This is a genomic window from Candidatus Competibacter denitrificans Run_A_D11, assembly GCF_001051235.1.
GTDB lineage: Bacteria > Pseudomonadota > Gammaproteobacteria > Competibacterales > Competibacteraceae > Competibacter_A > Competibacter_A denitrificans.
Map to the genome: position 1 here is coordinate 77,062 of NZ_CBTJ020000071.1, position 16,532 is coordinate 93,593.

The following is a 16,532-nucleotide window of genomic DNA, read 5'->3' on the forward strand; positions in this document are numbered from 1 at the left end:
TAAAGCCTTCTGGAGAGCTTGTGTCCACGTCATCGATCATTGCACTGCGAACCGAGCTGCTAGCGAGCTTCGAGGCCATGTTGCATCATTTGGATATTAGCTGCGCACGGATTCGTCAAGATAGCGCGCTATCGGCTTGGGTATCGCTGACAGAAGAAGAATTGGCCGACGCAACCGATATGCGCGCCAAGGCCCTGCAACTTTATCGCGCACTTTGGTATCAAGACAGCAGGGATGGCAGAGAGACGCTGACTTGTCCTGGCATCGTGGGCGTAAGTTCAGCCACCTTGGTCGCCGCGCAAGACTGCAATCTCGCCAAGGATACCTTCAAGGCGGCAGTCCTCGCCTTGAAGATACTAGAGCGGCGTGAAGCCAATGCCGTGCTTGAGGATTTACACCAACGGCAAGAAAACATTGCCGTAGCCCTGCGCCGCATGGGAGCGGCCCGCCTCAATCTAAAGCAGGCGTATCGGCATATCCCACTCCTGGAGCAGTTGCCTCTCAAAATCGGTTTCACCTGGTCAAAACAGGGTCGGGTTATTCAACGTACCAGTGTCGCTGCCGCCCGCCGTCTGTTGGAGCAGCGAGTCGAGACCCCCCAGATCCGTTTGGAATTGCAGCGGCTTCAGGAAATCCGGGACGATGAAATGCTCGCTCGTGTGCGCGGTGTATGCCCTCATCTCCGTGCCAATATCGTCTTTCCCGAAAATGTCGGTGATCGTCGGCGCCGGTTGATGCAAGCACCTTTACCGGTGTTGGTGCCGTTGCATCCTGGGGAATGCTTGCCTGATTTTGTCCCGGTTACCCCTGATCCCCCGGTCAGCTTACGGCTACGCCGGGCGGACGTAAAAATTGAAGATGAGCCTCTACTTCCCTCTGTGCGGGTCTATCGTTATCGAACTCCTTACAGGACCATGTAGGCCGCATATCAAAGATGATGATATAAAAAGATGGATCTCGTGTTCAAATACCATGCCTCAGCGCCGATAGGCATTCGATCCGCTATAGTTTTATTTCCACTTCAACAAAATCAGGAGAGTTAAACCATGTCATCGCGCGCTCGGGTATGGCCAGGCAAATCGTATCCGCTCGGTGCGGTTTGGGATGGTAAGGGTGTCAATTTCGCGCTCTTCTCCGCCCATGCCGAAAAGGTCGAATTATGCCTGTTCGATTCCTCGGGCCAGCGAGAGATTGAGCGGCTTACCCTGCATGAAAATACCGATCAGATTTGGCATGGCTATGTTCCTGGCCTGTGGCCGGGCGCACTCTATGGCTATCGGGTGTCCGGCCCTTATGAGCCACAACTCGGCCATCGCTTCAATCATCACAAGCTGCTGCTTGACCCCTACGCCAAACAATTCTACGGCGTGTTGCATTTGCGCGATGAGCACTGCGGCTATCAAGTCGGTCACTCCAACGCAGATTTGTCGTTCGATGCCCGTGACAATGCCCGTGAAATGCTGAAATGTGTGGTCGTTGACACCAGCTTCAATTGGGAAGGGGATCGCCTGCCCGAAATTCCCTGGTCCCAAACACTGATTTATGAAACCCATGTCCGTGGCTACACCATTCGCCACGAGGGCCTACCTCACCATTTGCGTGGCACCTTCGCTGGCTTTGCCCATCCCGAAATCATCAGCTACCTGCGCGCTTTGGGCATCACCTCCGTGGAGTTGATGCCGGTTCATGCCTTCGTCGATGACCGTTTCCTGACGGATCGGGGCCTGCGCAACTATTGGGGCTATAACACGCTGTGCTTTTTCGCACCGGAACCTCGTTATCTGAGCGGTGGCGATTTAGCCGAATTCAAAACCATGGTTAAACGCCTGCACGATGCCGGTATCGAAGTGCTGCTGGATGTGGTGTACAACCATACGGCTGAAGGCAACGAATTGGGGCCGACGCTCAGCTTCCGCGGTATCGATAACGCCTCCTACTATCGACTCCATCCCGGCAGCCGTCGCCATTACATCAACGACACCGGTTGCGGCAACACCCTCAACATCGCCCATCCACGGGTTTTGCAAATGGTGATGGATAGCCTGCGCTACTGGGTCAATGAAATGCATGTCGATGGTTTCCGCTTCGATCTGGCCGTCACCCTCGGCCGTGAGGAGTATGGTTATGACCGGCAGGGCGGATTCTTCGATGCCATTCGCCAAGACCCCGCCCTCGCGCGCGTCAAAGTCATCGCCGAACCCTGGGATATTGGCCCTGGCGGTTATCAGCTCGGCGGCTTTCCCGCCGGCACCGCCGAGTGGAACGACCGTTTCCGCGACACTACCCGCCGATTCTGGCGTGGTGACGATGCCATGCTGCCACGGCTGGCGCCCAATCTGTTAGCCTCCAGCGACTTGTTCGAGCATGATTGCCGACGCCCCTGGACCACCATCAACTATGTGGCCAGCCACGACGGCTTCACCCTCGCCGATCTGGTCAGCTACAACGACCGCCACAACGAGGCGAACGGGGAAAACAACCGCGACGGCCATCCATCGAACTTCAGCAATAACTATGGGATCGAGGGACCGACGAATGACTCGGCGATCCAGCAAATTCGCTTGCGTCAGCGCCGCAATATGCTGGCAACCCTGATCCTTGCGCAGGGAACGCCGATGCTGCTGGCCGGTGATGAATTCGGTCGCAGCCAGCGCGGCAACAACAATGCTTATTGTCAGGACAACGAGATCAACTGGATCGATTGGCGGCACATGCCTCCAGAGGAAGCGGAATTTCTCGATTTCATCCGCCGTCTGATCAACCTCCGTCGGGAGCATCCCGTTCTGCGCCGTTATACATTTCTGCACGGCAAGCAGATTTCAAAAACCACCGGTTTGCGGGACATTGAATGGATCAGTCCCGGCGGTGGTGCTTTGGCGGATCGTCACTGGCAAGAAGCGAAAGCCCGCTGCTTTGGGATGTTACTCGCCGGTGATGCGGGCGAGTACTTCACCCAAGACGGTCATCCAGAAATCGACGATACCTTACTTATCATCCTCAACGCCGGATCTAGTACCCTACCCTTCCGAATGCCCAGCGTCAGTGGCGCTCGGCACTGGCGTTGCTTGCTGGATACCGCGCGACCACGCCTGGCAGCCGGTGAGGTGCTAATCGACACCGGCGCCGATCTGCAAATGGAGAGCCAAGCGGTCATTGTCTTTGCCTTGGTGCGAGAGAGCGGCTCTTGACGCCCGCCTTTTGGTAATCGGTTATATAAATATCATTAAATAGTCCTTTTTCTTCTTTAGCCTTGGCTTTATAGTCGCGGCCTTGCCAGCAGCCGGCCGCGACCGCTTTGCCCACCGCCTATCGCCCAGAGTCCTCACCGTGCGTTTAACCCTGTTTTACCTTGTGAGCCTGCTGGCCATCTACGCACCGAGATCCGCCCCATGATGCCTCCTCAGCTAAGGCAACCGAGCGTGCTACCGGGCTTTGGCCTGACACTGGGGTTCACGGTCGCTTATCTCTGCCTCATCGTACTGATTCCGCTGGCAATGGCTTTTCTGGAAGCCTTTCAGTTGGGCTGGCGCGAATTTTGGAGCGTCGTCTCCGCTCCCCGAGTCATGGCTTCTTACCGGCTGACGTTCGGGGCCGCGTTACTGGCCGCCGCCATCAATACCGGTTTTGGCTTGATCGTCGCTTGGGTTCTGGTCCGTTATCACTTTCCCGGCAAGCGCCTGGTCGATGCCTTGGTTGACCTACCGTTTGCGCTACCGACCGCAGTCGCTGGCATTACCCTAACGACCCTCTACGCCGGGAACGGTTGGTTAGGCCAATTTCTCAAACCGCTCGGTATCAAGATCGCCTTCACCCCAACCGGAATCATCGTGGCGCTGGTCTTCATCAGCCTGCCGTTCGTGGTGCGCACCGTGCAACCGGTCCTGGAAGATTTGGAAGCTGAAGTTGAAGAAGCGGCGGCCAGTCTTGGCGCGGATCGCTGGCAAATTTTCCAGCGGGTCATCTTCCCAGCGATTCGACCGGCGCTGTTGACCGGCTTTACCCTCGCCTTCGCCCGCGCCATCGGCGAATACGGTTCCGTCATCTTTATTGCCGGCAACCTACCGATGGTTTCCGAAATCACTCCGCTGCTGATCGTCAGCAAGCTGGAGCAATACGACTACAAGGGCGCGGCGGCGGTTTCCGTAGTCATGCTGATACTCTCCTTTATCCTGTTACTCCTGATCAATCTGCTGCAACGCTGGAACCGATCACGGCAGGCTTGAAAATCGGACCTGAAAAATGCCATGAGTGGCCCCATCCACCAACACCACCGCACGGCCGCCAGTGAACCGCCCCTCATTCAAGGGCTGCTGGTCGGTGTCGCTCTGACCTTTCTGACTTTATTTCTCTTTGTGCCGCTGGTCGCCGTTTTCTATGAGGCCCTGCGCAAGGGTATGGGGGTTTATCTGGCAGCGATCACCGATCCGTATGCACTATCCGCGATTCGGCTGACCCTGCTAAGCGCCGTTTGTGCCGTTCCTTTGAACATGCTGTTCGGAGTGGCGGCGGCCTGGGCCATCACCAAGTTCGAATTTCGCGGCAAAAGCCTGCTGATCACCTTGATCGATTTACCGTTCGCGGTTTCGCCGGTCATTGCCGGCTTGATCTACGTGCTGCTGTTTGGGGCACACGGCTGGTTGGGACCTGCCCTGACACAGCACGATATCAAGATCATCTTCGCCGTCCCTGGCATCGTCCTGGCCACGGTGTTCGTTACCGTCCCTTTCATCGCCCGTGAACTGATTCCTCTAATGCAGGCACAGGGCACCGAGGAAGAGGAAGCGGCGCTGGTGCTCGGTGCCAGCGGCTGGACCACGTTTTGGCGCATCACCCTACCGAACATCAAATGGGGCTTGCTGTACGGGGTCGTGCTGTGCACCGCTCGCGCCATGGGCGAGTTCGGCGCGGTGTCGGTGGTCTCCGGCCATATTCGGGGTTTGACGAATACCCTGCCGCTACACATTGAAATTCTCTATAACGAATATCAGTTTGCCGCCGCTTTCGCGTGTGCGTCGCTGCTGACGCTGCTTGCCCTGGCGATCCTTGGGATCAAAACTTTCATCGAACGTTACACATTCTCACAACGGCGACCGCCAGCGGGCGGGGACACCCCATGAGCATCGACATTCGCGGGCTTTACAAACGGTTCGGTAATTTCACCGCGCTTGATCACATCGACCTGAAAATCCCCGCTGGCCAATTGGTGGCCTTGCTGGGACCATCGGGGTGTGGCAAAACGACGTTGTTGCGCATCATTGCTGGTTTGGAAACCGCTGACCAAGGCAGTATTTGGTTTGACGGTCAAGAAACCGGCAGCCGACACGTCCGTGAGCGGCGGGTTGGTTTCGTGTTTCAGCATTACGCCCTGTTTCAACACATGACGGTGTTCGAGAACATCGCGTTTGGTTTGCGGGTACGGCCGCGCAAACAACGACCGAGCGAAACGCAAATCCGCGCCAAGGTGCATGAGTTATTGGCACTGATCCAGTTGGAATGGCTGGCGGAGCGCTATCCCTCACAGCTCTCCGGTGGCCAGCGCCAGCGCATCGCGCTGGCCCGCGCACTGGCGGTCGAACCACAAGTCCTGCTGCTGGATGAACCCTTCGGTGCGCTCGACACCAAAGTGCGTAAAGAATTGCGCCGTTGGCTGCGGCGCTTGCATGATGAGATCCATGTCACCAGCGTATTTGTCACCCACGATCAGGAAGAAGCGCTGGAGGTATCCGACCAAATCGTGGTGATGAATCACGGGCGGATTGAGCAAATCGGCACACCGGAAGCCGTCTACGACACGCCGGCCACCCCCTTTGTCTACCAGTTTCTCGGCAACATTAATCTATTTCATGGTCGCGCCCATTCCGGGTGGGTGCGGCTGGGCGGTTTACGAGTACAGGCCCCCGAATATCAGGATGCCCAACATGCACCCGCCATGGCCTATGTCCGGCCACATGACATTGATCTGCTGCGCGAACCGGAGGATAGCGACAGCACTCTACCGGCGACAGTGAACCGGATTGCCATTCTCGGCTCCTTGGTCCGCCTGGAACTGCGGCAAACGTCCGATGGCGAAATCGCCGAAGTGGAAATGACGCGCGAGCGCTTTGCAGCCGACCCGCTGCAAATCGGCGATTTAGTGTTCGTCAAGCCCCGCCACCTGCGCGTATTTCTGCAAGAAGAGGCCGCAACCGAGGCATCGGTTCCGATGCACTGGCACGGCGACGGCGGCGGTATCTAGCGTTCCTACCCCCATCACCCCATGAACCTGCTTGATCAGATCGCCGAAGCGCGGATTCAAGCCGCTATCGACCAGGGTGAGTTACGCGATCTGCCAGGCCAAGGCAAACCGCTTCAGTTGGACGATGATTCGGCTATTCCCGAAGAGTTGCGCGTCGCTTACCGGATTTTGAAAAACGCCGGTTTTCTCCCCCGGAATTACAGTTGCGCAAAGAAATCCGCGGTGCCGAACAGTTGCTTGGGCAATTACCGGAGGGTGAACGGTGTCGCGCACGCGCACGGCTGGAATTGCTGCAATTACGCCTGGCCGCCAGCCGCCGTCAACCGATCAACCTGCTGCTGGAAGACCGTTACCGCGAGAGGTTGCTGGGGCGATTGAGCTGATGAGCACTTTGATGACTCCGGGCCATCGCTCCCTCACCAATCGCCCCAGTCATCTTCGGCCTCGTCGCCGCTGCTCTCGTCATAGAGCAATAACACCCGCTCCGGGGCAAATTCGCCAAGCTTAACGGTGGTTTCCCGAGGCACCAGCGGAAAATCGTATTGGCTACGATCTCCGCGCACAATCCCGATCCGACCCATCGCCAGTGCTTTGCGTTGGGCTGGAGTCACCCGAACGGAACGGATGAAGCGGCCATCCTGAAAATTGTAGGGCAACTCGGCAGCCGGATCGTTCAGCCGGTGGCCGTCGATCAACTGGCGAGCGCGGGCGGCTTGTTCGCGGCGGTGCTTCTCCGCTTCGCGTTTAAGATTCAATTGCCGATCTTGCTCACGCTTGCGAGCCGCTTCGACCTCAGCCTTCCGGCGGGCTTCCGCCTGTCGCGCTGCCTCTTCGGCACTGAGCGCCTTATTCTTTTTCGTTTCATGCTCACGCTTGCGGGTTTCGGATTCAAGATTTTTAGCTTTATCCGACGGCACCAGCCCTGCTTTCAGCAACTCATCGCGCAACGACATGCTTCCCCACCTCGCCTCAGTACAGGATGCGGATTCGAATAGTGCCGGCCACCTGGCTCAGCCGTTCTTTGAGCCATCGTGTTTCGACCCGCCCGGCGGTATCAACATCCATCACCACATAGCCGATCCGGGGATTGGTCTGTAAATATTGGCTGGCCACATTGATGCTCAGTTCCGAAAAAATAGCGTTTAACTCCGATAACACACCCGGTTGATTGCGATGGATGTGCAACAGGCGATGTTTGCCGGGATGTTCCGGCAAAGCTACTTCCGGGAAATTGACCGAACTCAGGGTAGAACCGTTGTTGCTGTATTTAATCAGCTTACTCGCCACTTCCAGGCCAATATTTTGCTGCGCTTCCTCGGTGCTGCCGCCCACATGTGGGGTCAGCAGCACATTGTCGAAGCGGCGCAACGGGGAAATAAATTCCTCGTCATTACCTTTTGGCTCAGCCGGAAATACATCCAGCGCGGCACCTGCCAGGTGCTTCGAATCCAGCGCCGCCACCAGGGCATCAATATCGACCACCGTACCGCGCGCGGCGTTGATTAAGTGGCTACCCGGCTTCATGCGCGCCAATTGCTCGGCACCGATCATCTGATAAGTCTGCGGGGTTTCTGGTACATGCAACGTCACAACATCAGCGATTTCCAGCAGTGAATCCAGCGAGGGCAGCACCTTCGCATTGCCCAGGGCTAGCTTGGTCTCAATATCGTAATACACCACCTGCATCCCCAATCCCTCGGCCAACAAGCCAACTTGGGTGCCGATATGGCCATAGCCAACGATGCCGAGGCATTTGCCCCGCACCTCATGCGAGCCGGTCGCAGTCTTAACCCAGCCGCCCCGCCGCACCGCCGCACTGCGTTGCGGAATACCGCGCAACAGTAAAATAATTTCTGCCAGAACCAGCTCGGCCACACTGCGGGTATTGGAGAACGGGGCATTAAACACCGGAATACCCCGATCCTGCGCGGCGGCCAAATCCACTTGATTCGTGCCGATACAGAAGCAGCCAACGCCCATCAGGCGGGGGGCGTGTTCGAACACGTTGGCGGTGAGCTGGCTAGCGGAGCGGATACCAACGATATAGGCATCGTGGATCGCATCCAGCAGCCGCGCTTCGGGCAAGGCTTTGGGGTGCGATTCGATGGCGCTGTAACCGTCCGCCTCGAAAGCCGCTGCGGCACTGGGGTGGATGCCTTCCAGCAGCAGAATTTTGATCCTGCTCTTATCGAGTGAGGTCTTGCTCATGGGTAGGTCCAATTCGCCAATGATAGAATGAGAGCCGTTATTATCTCTCCGGCCGGAGCCGGCAACCATCCTTTTTCCTGCGAAGCCACCACGCCGATGACCATGCACAGCTCTAGCGAGACCACAGCCCTTCTCGACGGCATCCGGGCCTTTATCGAACCGGCATCTCTGCGCACCGATGCGGACAGCGCCCTGCTGTATGGCCGTGACTGGACCCGGCTGTATCAGCCGAACCCGCTGGCCGTTGTGCTGCCAGGCACCATTGAACAGGTCCGGCAACTGGTCTGCTACGCCAATGACCACCGCCTGGCGTTGGTGCCCTCCGGTGGTCGTACCGGTTTAAGCGGTGCCGCCGTCGCTTCGCATGGTGAACTCGTCGTTTCCCTGGAGCGGATGAACCGGATTCTGGATTTCGATGCGGTGGATCGCAGCGTCACTTGCCAGGCAGGCACGGTCACCGAGGCTTTACAGAATTTCGCCCGTGAGCAGGGCTTGTCCTATCCGGTCGATTTCGCCTCCCGCGGCTCCAGCCACATCGGCGGTAACATCGCCACCAACGCTGGTGGCATCAAGGTGGTGCGGTACGGGCTGACCCGCGATTGGGTGACAGGCTTAAAGGTTGTTACTGGACGGGGCGATTTGCTCGATCTCAACCGGGGGCTGATCAAAAATGCCAGCGGTTATGATTTGCGCCATCTGTTCATCGGCAGCGAAGGCACCCTGGGCATCATCGTCGAAGCCACTCTGAAGCTCACTCGACCTCTGCACGAACCGAACGTGATGGTGCTAGGCGTACCCGATCTGAACGGCCTGATGGCCATCTACGGTGTGTTGCGCGGTGCATTGGAACTGAGTGCCTTTGAGTTTTTCTCGGAACTAGCGCTGCGTCATGTTCTGAAGAAAGGCTTACATCGCCCCTTCGAGACCGCAACCCCCTATTACGTATTGACCGAGTTCGAAAACCCCGCTGGTCGGTTTACCGATCAGGCCCTGCAACTGTTCGAGCACTGCACCGAACAGGGTTGGCTGGTTGATGGGGTTATCAGCCAGAGCGAGCAACAGGCGAAAGAGTTGTGGCGGTTGCGAGAAGATATTAGCGAATCGATTGCTGAGCATCAGCCTTACAAGAATGATATTTCAGTGCGGATTTCTCGCGTTCCGGCGCTGCTTGAAGAAATCGATCATCTGCTGGCGCGGGAGTACCCGAATTTCGAGGTACTGTGGTATGGCCATATCGGTGATGGCAACCTGCACATCAATATCCTCAAACCCGCCGAAATGGCTACGGCGACCTTTGCCGAAAACTGCGGAGCCGTTAGTGAACATCTGTTTGCTACTCTACAACGCCACGGTGGCAGTATTTCCGCTGAGCACGGCGTCGGCCTGACCAAAAAGCCCTATCTGCATTACACCCGTGATGCGACTGAAGTTGGCTATCTGCGAGCGCTCAAGCAGGTTTTTGATCCGAATGGGATTATGAATCCGGGGAAGATTTTTGATTGAACAGGACGTTGGCCCGTCCACCATACCTGATCAAATTGGCTCATGCCTCAACAGAGCCTCATAGCCTGTTGGTCACACCATAAAGATAGTGGTCGTGGTGCGTCGCCAAATCTTCGGGCAGTTCCGGATTGACAGGAAACCGACGCCCTAGCGCTGCCAAACGGGCCAAGGTTGGACGTTCCATGACCGTCCGCCGAGCTTGAATCCTGATTTCAACTTCACAATCATCCGGTAGATCCACTGCTTCGGTTGGGCGAAAAACCCCATTTTCATAAATCGCATGAAGAGTTTGCATGGCACAACCTTCACAAATTGAACATGATTGAGAAGTGTATCATCAGCCGGCAGGACGGGCACAGCCCGCCATCTTTAATGCCGTCAGATGAATGATGAAGGTGGGCAGTGCCCACCCTACCCGGCTTGACGACCTTATCAAGTCGCACTTCAAAAATTCATCCGGTGCTGCCGATTTGACTTTTCACGCTTAAGCCTGAATAATTTCGCGCCAATTTTAGCTCTCGCTCGGAAGGTAAACCCATGCTTAAAACACAATCCCCCACCCCTTAAGCCTTCCGGCGATTCGGAAGGCACAGTTGTCTTCCAAGCCTGCTTCCTCCTCTTCGGCAAACCCTGGATGACAACCTCATCCAGGGTTTTTGCATTGGGAAGCTGGATTTTTATGTGATTACCATGAGCAACAGATGTTATGCCTATTAAACGAATCATCACCAAGGCCAAGGTACCGGTCAAAATCTATACCGACGATGTAGACCCGCAGGCGATGACCCAGTTGGTCAACATCGCCCAACTGCCGTTTATCCACAGCCACGTTGCCGCAATGCCGGATGTGCATGTCGGCATCGGGGCCACCGTGGGTGCGGTCATCCCGACCAAGGGTGCCATCATTCCGGCGGCGGTCGGCGTCGATATCGGCTGCGGCATGAACGCGGTGCGCTTGAGCCTAAAAGCCGGCCAATTACCGGACAACTTGAAGCCCGTGAGGGCCGCCATCGAAGCGGCGGTACCGGTCGGTTTCGCCATGCACACCGATAAACCCGGCGTTCCCGCTTCGACCGTTCGCGCCCTGGATGGCGGGCTGGACCGTATCGTCGGTAAGCATCCCGGTATTCTCAAGATGCAAAAACACGTCGAGCGGATTTGGGCGCAACAGCTCGGTACACTCGGTGGTGGTAATCACTTCATCGAACTGTGTCTGGATGAAAACCAGGACGTATGGGTGATGCTGCACTCCGGTAGCCGAGGCATCGGCAACATTATCGGTCGTTACTTCATCGATCTGGCGCGCAAGGACATGGGGAAGCACCTCGCCAACCTGCCCGACCGCGATCTCGCCTATTTGCAAGAAGGTGCGGAACACTTCGATGATTACGTGGCAGCGGTGAGTTGGGCGCAAGATTACGCGATGACCAATCGCCGCGAGATGATGCGGTTGATCCTGGAGGCGTTGGGGCGGCAATTACCGCCGTTCACGCTCACCAGGGAAGCCATCAACTGCCATCACAACTACGTGGCAGTGGAGCGGCATTTCGAAGAAACCGTGTTTGTCACCCGCAAAGGGGCGATCCGGGCTGGAGAAGGCGAGTTGGGTATCATCCCCGGCAGCATGGGCGCGAAATCCTACATCGTGCGTGGCAAGGGTGAGCCGCAATCGTTTTGCTCTTGCTCACACGGTGCCGGTCGGCGGTTAAGCCGAGGCAAGGCCAAGAAAACCTTCGCCCCCCAGGATTTGATCGCCCAAACCGCCGGTGTGGAATGCCGCAAGGATGCGGGGGTGCTTGACGAAATTCCCGGCGCTTACAAGGATATTGATGAGGTGATGGCCCACCAGGCTGATCTGGTCGAGGTGGTCCATACCCTAAAACAGGTGGTCTGCGTGAAAGGCTGATTCAAGCTAAGCAGACAATAACCCCCTCGCGCCAAGAGGGCAGCGAGGGGGTTTCAGGAGATTTGCAAGATGAACCGACGACGGAATCCAGTCGCCGCCGCACCGATTCTGCGCAAAGGCGGCGCCCACCAAAAACCCAAAACGGCGGAACGGGTCAAGGCCCGACTCCAGGTCAAACAGGAAGCCGCCACCTGGCAGGCTTCTTCCACCCGGTGCCGGCAGGAGCCGGTGCCGGCCTACTGAGCACGGCGCTTACCACCCTACCAGCGCAGCAAGACCCAAGCTGGAATCAACAGCCCATCTTGTAAGCGGTTATAGCGAGTCTCCAGGCTACCGTCCCCATCCGTATCCACCAGATAGTACGGAATTCCCTTGGTTGGCACGACCTTAATCATGTAAAGGATTCCCCCAGCCCGGTATTCCTCAATGCTGCTCCGGTCACCACGCTGGCGGATCGTCACTTCCGGGACTGGTTGATTGTAGCCCTGACGAGCACCGGGTGACCCATCGGGAATGGGTTCCAAGCCGGCAGGTTCGGTAGTTTCCTGCGCCAGACTCACGCTTGCTAACAGCAATAGCGGCAATAACACCCGCAAACGCATGATAATTCCTTGAAAAGAGTTGGCAGAACGATGACCGAGTACAGCCGCAATGGTGTGCTCATCTCAATCATTTCCCGGTTGAGGCGATTTGTCCAGTCAGAGAGCATCTGGTTGCGATGACGTTTCCACCAGGTTGGCGATGGCCTGGGCCGCTTGCTGATCGGCATCGCGGCGCAACGCAAGATGCAACGCTGTAAACTCCGCCATCAGCATCTGCCGGGCACCGACATCGTTCAAAGCATGCAAGACCGCCGGCCCCAGCGCCATCACCGTGGCCGCTTCTTGAAAAAACTCCGGCACCAGCTCCTTACCCGCCAGCAGATTGGGTAGTGAAAAGTGAGCCACGGTCACCAAACGGCGGGCGAGCCATGCCGTTAGCGGTGCAACCTGATACGCCACCACCATCGGCCGCTTCAATAGCATCGCTTCCAACGTAGCGGTACCTGACGCCAGCAACACCGCATCAGCCGCCGCCATCACCTCACGCGCGCGTCCCCGTACCACAGTCAGTGGTAGAGCTGGCGCGCGCTCAGCCTGCAAATGAGTCAAAAACTCATAGAGTTGCGGCGTAGCCGCTGGCAGCAAAAAGGACAGATCAGGTCGTTGAACCGCCAGCCAGCGCGCGGTATCCAAAAATAAGGTGCCCAAGCGCTTCACCTCCCCCAGCCGGCTACCGGGCAGTAAGGCGACAATAAGGCCAGCGGTGGCACACCCAACGTCCAACGACCGCCGTGCCGCCGCTGGATCGGATTGCAACGGAATCAAATCAGCTAAGGGATGGCCGACATAACTCACCGGAATAGCGTGCTTTTCGTAGAAGGTGGCTTCAAATGGCAGTAGCGTCAGCACCAGGTTTGCGGCACGGGCGATTTTATGCACCCGCCACGGCCGCCACGCCCATACCGAAGGGCTGACATAATGGACGGTCGGGATACCGCGAGCGCGCAGCCGCTGTTCCAAACCCAGATTGAAATCCGGTGCGTCGATACCAATGAAGACATCCGGCGGATCGGCGCTGTACTGTTGATAAAGCTGCTGCCGAATTTTAGATAATTCAGGCAGATGGCGCAGCACCTCCACCAACCCCATCACCGCCAATCGTTCCAGCGGAACCCAGGTGTACAGTCCCTGCTCCACCATGCCAGCACCACCAATCCCGCTGAAGCGCGCGTGTGGATAGCGCTGTTTCAAGGCGGCGATGAGGCCGCTACCTAACAAGTCGCCCGACGGTTCGCCCGCGACCAGAGCGATGTGCATGATAGATGCAGAGTTAACGGACAATGCCGTTGCGGGACGGCGCCACCAGGAAATCGGCCAAAATACTCAATCCCGGCCAATCCACTGCCATCTCCCGAACTTTCTCAACCGCTTCCTCCAGCCGCAGATTAGCCCGATAAATGGCCTTGTAAGCCCGCCGAATCGCTTGAATTTCCTCATCGGAAAAATTGCGGCGCCGCAAGCCCTCGGCATTGATACCGTAAGGTTCAGCGCGGTAACCGGCCACCGTGACATAAGGCGGTACATCACGGTTTACCCCACAGGCGAAACCACAAAAGCTGTGGACGCCCAGGCGAGTAAATTGATACACCAAGGCAAATCCCCCCAACACCACATCATCGGCAATATGGACATGCCCGGCCAATGACGCGCCATTGGCGAAAATGGTCCGGTTACCCACCACGCAATCATGGGCGATATGGACATAGGCCATGATCCAGTTATCATCGCCCAGACAGGTTAAACCAGCATCTTGTGCCGTGCCGCGATTGATGGTGACAAATTCGCGGATGGTGTTGCGGTCGCCGATTTCCAAGCGCGTTGGCTCGCCCCCGTATTTTTTGTCTTGCGGCATTTCGCCAAGAGAGGCAAATTGAAAAATCCGGTTGTCACAACCAATCCGGGTCGGCCCTTGGATCACGACATGAGGGCCAATCCAGGTTCCGGCGCCGATTTCCACACCCGGCCCGATCACCGAAAACGGCCCCACGGTCACATCCGGCGCCAGTTGGGCAGCCGGATCGACCACGGCGCGCGGATCAATCACAGGTCGATTTCCCGCTTGGCACACATCAAATCTGCCGAGGCGGCCAACTGACCGTCAACCTTGGCTTCACAGATAAATTTGCCAATCCCGCGCTTGATGCGATCCAGCCGCACTTCCAGGATCAACTGATCGCCCGGTTCGACCGGCCGCTTGAAGCGGGTATTATCGACGCCGACCAGGTAATACATGGAATGATGGTCGGGTCGCTCTCCTTCGCTCTTGAACGCCAGTACCCCGGTAGCCTGAGCCAACGCCTCGACGATTAGGACACCCGGCATGATCGGCCGCTGCGGAAAGTGACCCAAAAAATAGGGTTCGTTGAAACTGACATTTTTAAGACCAGTCAAGGAGCGCCCCGGATCAAGCGCCAAAACCCGATCAATCAACAGGAATGGATAACGGTGGGGCAGATATTCCAGTATTTCCTTGATGTCCATCGTTTCCAAAGCGTAATCCCCTCTCAAATAGAGCCGTCTTGGTTGATTTTTTTTTCCAGAATTGCCAGCCGGCGGAATAGCTCATCCAGCCGGCGCAAACGAGCGCTGATCTTGTTCCATAGCCGGTTCGGCTCCACAGCCAGACCCGACGAATAAGTACCCGGCTCAGTGATCGATTGGGTGACCAACGACATTCCGGTCACCTGGACACCATCGGTGATCTCAAGATGACCCGCGATGCCGACGCCACCACCCAACATGCAATGGCGGCCAATACGGGCACTGCCAGCAATGCCGACACAGCCAGCCAAGGCACTGTGGGCGCCGATTCGCACGTTGTGGGCAACCTGAATCTGGTTATCCAGCTTTACCCCATCTTCAATCACGGTATCCTCTAAAGCACCGCGATCAATCGTGGTATTGGCGCCGATTTCCACATCATCGCCGATCAACACGCTACCCAACTGCGGAATTTTCAGCCAGCGACCGCCAGTATCAAGCGCCAGGCCAAAGCCATCGCTGCCGATCACCGCACCCGGATGCGCCAGGACGCGCTGGCCTAATCTCACCCGGTGGCAGAGCGTCACCCGCGCAACCAGTCGGCTGTGTGTGCCAATTTCAGCACGCTCACCGACGACACAATGCGGGCCGAGATACACACCGGCTCCGATCACCGCATCAGCTTCCACCACACAGTAAGGGCCAATCCAGGCATCGGGAGCCACCTGAGCGCTCGGGTCGATCCAGGCCGTGGGATGGATACCCGGCCTAACCTGGCAAAGCGGCTCGAACAAAGCGGCTACCCGCGCGTAAGCCACTTGCGGGTTAGCCGCTACCACCGCCGGTGCCGGACAATCCACAGCATCCTCGGTGGACAAGATCACCGCCGATGCTTGGGTGTCCGATAAGAACGGGCGGTAACGGGGATGGGTCATAAAGCTGAGCTGCCCCGGTTCCGCTCGGTGCAGAGGAGCTACCCCGATGATGACCGTCGCGGCATCGCATCCTTGCAAACGGGCGCTCGCTACGGCGGCGATCTCGCCCAGCGTGACCATAATCGCCTTTATTTGCTGGTCAAGCGCTTAAGCACTTTTTCAGTGACATCCACTTGTGGGCTGGCGTACAACGCCGCACCATCATTGACGACCAGATCAAACCCCTCTTCCTTGGCGACATTGTTGATGACTTCCAAAACCTGCTTCTGAAATTTACCCAACTCCTCGTTGCGGCGCAGGTTGAAATCTTCGCGGAACTCATCTCCCGTCCGCTTCAGCTCCCGCGCCTGATTGCGGATATCACTCTCCAAGCTGCGCCGCTGGCTATCACCCATCACCGCGCCATCCTTGGACAATTTCTCTTCTTGCCGCCGCAGGGATTTTTGGGCTTCGACCAGCGCCTTCTGCCGTGGGGCAAATTCCTGCTCGAGCCGCTTGCTGGCAGCCTCGGCTTGTGGCGCGCTTTGCAAGATCTTAGCGATACTTACAAAACCGATCTTGACCTCGGCAGCCTGCACCACCGAAAACGGTGCGGCCAGAGCGGCCGCGATCAACCATGTCTTAAAAAGCTTCAATTTACCTACCTCCACGGACGAAACTGC

Annotated in this window: 18 protein-coding genes and 1 pseudogene; 10 read left to right on the top strand and 9 right to left on the bottom strand. The window is 57.2% G+C overall.

The window, feature by feature from the left end:
- The first annotated feature begins 20 nt into the window (after nt 1–20).
- The 7 genes and pseudogenes from BN873_RS13550 (at nt 21) to BN873_RS21380 (ending at nt 6,618) form a co-directional block, all read left to right on the top strand.
- Nucleotides 21–920: a hypothetical protein gene (locus BN873_RS13550; RefSeq protein WP_048674573.1), complete on the top strand. Its 900-nt coding sequence runs from the start codon at nt 21–23 to the stop codon at nt 918–920.
- Nucleotides 921–1,046: 126 nt separating this feature from the next.
- Nucleotides 1,047–3,188, top strand: a complete 2,142-nt coding sequence (glgX, locus tag BN873_RS13555) for a glycogen debranching protein GlgX (RefSeq protein WP_048674576.1) — start codon at nt 1,047–1,049, stop codon at nt 3,186–3,188.
- Nucleotides 3,189–3,389: 201 nt separating this feature from the next.
- Nucleotides 3,390–4,223: a sulfate ABC transporter permease subunit CysT gene (gene cysT, locus BN873_RS13560; RefSeq protein WP_048674579.1), complete on the top strand. Its 834-nt coding sequence runs from the start codon at nt 3,390–3,392 to the stop codon at nt 4,221–4,223.
- Nucleotides 4,224–4,244: 21 nt separating this feature from the next.
- Nucleotides 4,245–5,117 carry a sulfate ABC transporter permease subunit CysW gene (gene cysW / locus BN873_RS13565; RefSeq protein WP_048674582.1) on the top strand — a complete coding sequence of 291 codons (873 nt, stop codon included), beginning with the start codon at nt 4,245–4,247 and terminating at the stop codon, nt 5,115–5,117.
- Nucleotides 5,114–6,235, top strand: a complete 1,122-nt coding sequence (locus BN873_RS13570; RefSeq protein WP_048674585.1) for a sulfate/molybdate ABC transporter ATP-binding protein — start codon at nt 5,114–5,116, stop codon at nt 6,233–6,235. Before cysW ends, BN873_RS13570 begins: the two co-directional genes overlap by 4 nt.
- A 21-nt stretch (nt 6,236–6,256) precedes the next feature.
- Nucleotides 6,257–6,370: pseudogene (locus BN873_RS21375) on the top strand (DnaJ family domain-containing protein); the annotation flags it as partial.
- A gap of 68 nt (nt 6,371–6,438) precedes the next feature.
- Nucleotides 6,439–6,618: a hypothetical protein gene (locus tag BN873_RS21380; protein ID WP_374727165.1), complete on the top strand. Its 180-nt coding sequence runs from the start codon at nt 6,439–6,441 to the stop codon at nt 6,616–6,618.
- 33 nt (nt 6,619–6,651) lie between these two features.
- On the opposite strand, the gene BN873_RS13580 is transcribed toward BN873_RS21380, so the two are convergent.
- Nucleotides 6,652–7,188 carry a DUF2058 domain-containing protein gene (locus tag BN873_RS13580; protein WP_048674588.1) on the bottom strand — a complete coding sequence of 179 codons (537 nt, stop codon included), beginning with the start codon at nt 7,186–7,188 and terminating at the stop codon, nt 6,652–6,654.
- A 16-nt stretch (nt 7,189–7,204) separates the two neighbouring features.
- Nucleotides 7,205–8,443 (bottom strand): phosphoglycerate dehydrogenase, encoded by a 1,239-nt coding sequence (serA, locus tag BN873_RS13585; RefSeq protein ID WP_048674756.1) that lies wholly within the window; start codon nt 8,441–8,443, stop codon nt 7,205–7,207.
- A gap of 102 nt (nt 8,444–8,545) precedes the next feature.
- Here serA and BN873_RS13590 point away from each other — a divergent pair, with 102 nt between their 5' ends.
- Complete coding sequence (locus BN873_RS13590) at nt 8,546–9,946, top strand: FAD-binding oxidoreductase (RefSeq protein WP_082161298.1); 1,401 nt, start codon at nt 8,546–8,548, stop codon at nt 9,944–9,946.
- A 58-nt stretch (nt 9,947–10,004) separates the two neighbouring features.
- On the opposite strand, the gene BN873_RS13595 is transcribed toward BN873_RS13590, so the two are convergent.
- The gene (locus BN873_RS13595) at nt 10,005–10,241 is read right to left on the bottom strand and encodes an antitoxin family protein (RefSeq protein WP_048674591.1); all 237 of its coding nucleotides are present in this window, start codon (nt 10,239–10,241) and stop codon (nt 10,005–10,007) included.
- Between the two features lie 411 nt (nt 10,242–10,652).
- On the opposite strand from BN873_RS13595, the gene BN873_RS13600 reads away from it, so the two are divergent.
- The gene (locus tag BN873_RS13600; protein ID WP_048674594.1) at nt 10,653–11,852 is read left to right on the top strand and encodes an RtcB family protein; all 1,200 of its coding nucleotides are present in this window, start codon (nt 10,653–10,655) and stop codon (nt 11,850–11,852) included.
- Between the two features lie 69 nt (nt 11,853–11,921).
- Entirely contained in the window at nt 11,922–12,095 is a 174-nt protein-coding gene (locus BN873_RS20465) for a hypothetical protein (protein ID WP_171820483.1), read from the top strand.
- A 17-nt stretch (nt 12,096–12,112) separates the two neighbouring features.
- Here BN873_RS20465 and BN873_RS13605 read toward each other — a convergent pair whose 3' ends face one another.
- The 6 genes from BN873_RS13605 to BN873_RS13630 all read right to left on the bottom strand — a co-directional run bounded on the left by BN873_RS13605 (nt 12,113) and on the right by BN873_RS13630 (nt 16,505).
- Nucleotides 12,113–12,454, bottom strand: a complete 342-nt coding sequence (locus BN873_RS13605; protein WP_053085365.1) for a DUF2782 domain-containing protein — start codon at nt 12,452–12,454, stop codon at nt 12,113–12,115.
- A 96-nt stretch (nt 12,455–12,550) separates the two neighbouring features.
- Nucleotides 12,551–13,711, bottom strand: coding sequence for a lipid-A-disaccharide synthase (lpxB, locus tag BN873_RS13610; RefSeq protein WP_048674597.1), 1,161 nt, complete (start codon nt 13,709–13,711; stop codon nt 12,551–12,553).
- 13 nt (nt 13,712–13,724) lie between these two features.
- Nucleotides 13,725–14,498, bottom strand: a complete 774-nt coding sequence (gene lpxA / locus BN873_RS13615) for an acyl-ACP--UDP-N-acetylglucosamine O-acyltransferase (protein ID WP_048674599.1) — start codon at nt 14,496–14,498, stop codon at nt 13,725–13,727.
- A complete protein-coding gene (fabZ, locus tag BN873_RS13620) occupies nt 14,495–14,935 on the bottom strand; it encodes a 3-hydroxyacyl-ACP dehydratase FabZ (RefSeq protein ID WP_048674601.1) in 441 nt (146 codons plus the stop codon). The genes lpxA and fabZ overlap by 4 nt, the downstream gene beginning before the upstream one ends.
- 23 nt (nt 14,936–14,958) lie before the next feature.
- A complete protein-coding gene (gene lpxD / locus BN873_RS13625) occupies nt 14,959–15,990 on the bottom strand; it encodes a UDP-3-O-(3-hydroxymyristoyl)glucosamine N-acyltransferase (RefSeq protein WP_048674603.1) in 1,032 nt (343 codons plus the stop codon).
- A gap of 8 nt (nt 15,991–15,998) precedes the next feature.
- Nucleotides 15,999–16,505, bottom strand: coding sequence for an OmpH/Skp family outer membrane protein (locus tag BN873_RS13630; protein WP_071244229.1), 507 nt, complete (start codon nt 16,503–16,505; stop codon nt 15,999–16,001).
- Nucleotides 16,506–16,532 lie beyond the last annotated feature (27 nt).

What these genes read in the sequence shown, in the direction of transcription:
- BN873_RS13600 (WP_048674594.1), top strand. Translation starts at nt 10,653, where the DNA reads ATGCCTATTAAACGAATCATCACCAAGGCCAAGGTACCGGTCAAAATC.
- fabZ (WP_048674601.1), bottom strand. Translation starts at nt 14,935, where the DNA reads ATGGACATCAAGGAAATACTGGAATATCTGCCCCACCGTTATCCATTC.
- BN873_RS20465 (WP_171820483.1), top strand. Translation starts at nt 11,922, where the DNA reads ATGAACCGACGACGGAATCCAGTCGCCGCCGCACCGATTCTGCGCAAA.
- lpxB (WP_048674597.1), bottom strand. Translation starts at nt 13,711, where the DNA reads ATGCACATCGCTCTGGTCGCGGGCGAACCGTCGGGCGACTTGTTAGGT.
- cysT (WP_048674579.1), top strand. Translation starts at nt 3,390, where the DNA reads ATGATGCCTCCTCAGCTAAGGCAACCGAGCGTGCTACCGGGCTTTGGC.
- BN873_RS13605 (WP_053085365.1), bottom strand. Translation starts at nt 12,454, where the DNA reads ATGCGTTTGCGGGTGTTATTGCCGCTATTGCTGTTAGCAAGCGTGAGT.
- glgX (WP_048674576.1), top strand. Translation starts at nt 1,047, where the DNA reads ATGTCATCGCGCGCTCGGGTATGGCCAGGCAAATCGTATCCGCTCGGT.
- BN873_RS13595 (WP_048674591.1), bottom strand. Translation starts at nt 10,241, where the DNA reads ATGCAAACTCTTCATGCGATTTATGAAAATGGGGTTTTTCGCCCAACC.
- serA (WP_048674756.1), bottom strand. Translation starts at nt 8,443, where the DNA reads ATGAGCAAGACCTCACTCGATAAGAGCAGGATCAAAATTCTGCTGCTG.
- BN873_RS13580 (WP_048674588.1), bottom strand. Translation starts at nt 7,188, where the DNA reads ATGTCGTTGCGCGATGAGTTGCTGAAAGCAGGGCTGGTGCCGTCGGAT.
- cysW (WP_048674582.1), top strand. Translation starts at nt 4,245, where the DNA reads ATGAGTGGCCCCATCCACCAACACCACCGCACGGCCGCCAGTGAACCG.
- BN873_RS13590 (WP_082161298.1), top strand. Translation starts at nt 8,546, where the DNA reads ATGCACAGCTCTAGCGAGACCACAGCCCTTCTCGACGGCATCCGGGCC.
- BN873_RS13570 (WP_048674585.1), top strand. Translation starts at nt 5,114, where the DNA reads ATGAGCATCGACATTCGCGGGCTTTACAAACGGTTCGGTAATTTCACC.
- lpxD (WP_048674603.1), bottom strand. Translation starts at nt 15,990, where the DNA reads ATGGTCACGCTGGGCGAGATCGCCGCCGTAGCGAGCGCCCGTTTGCAA.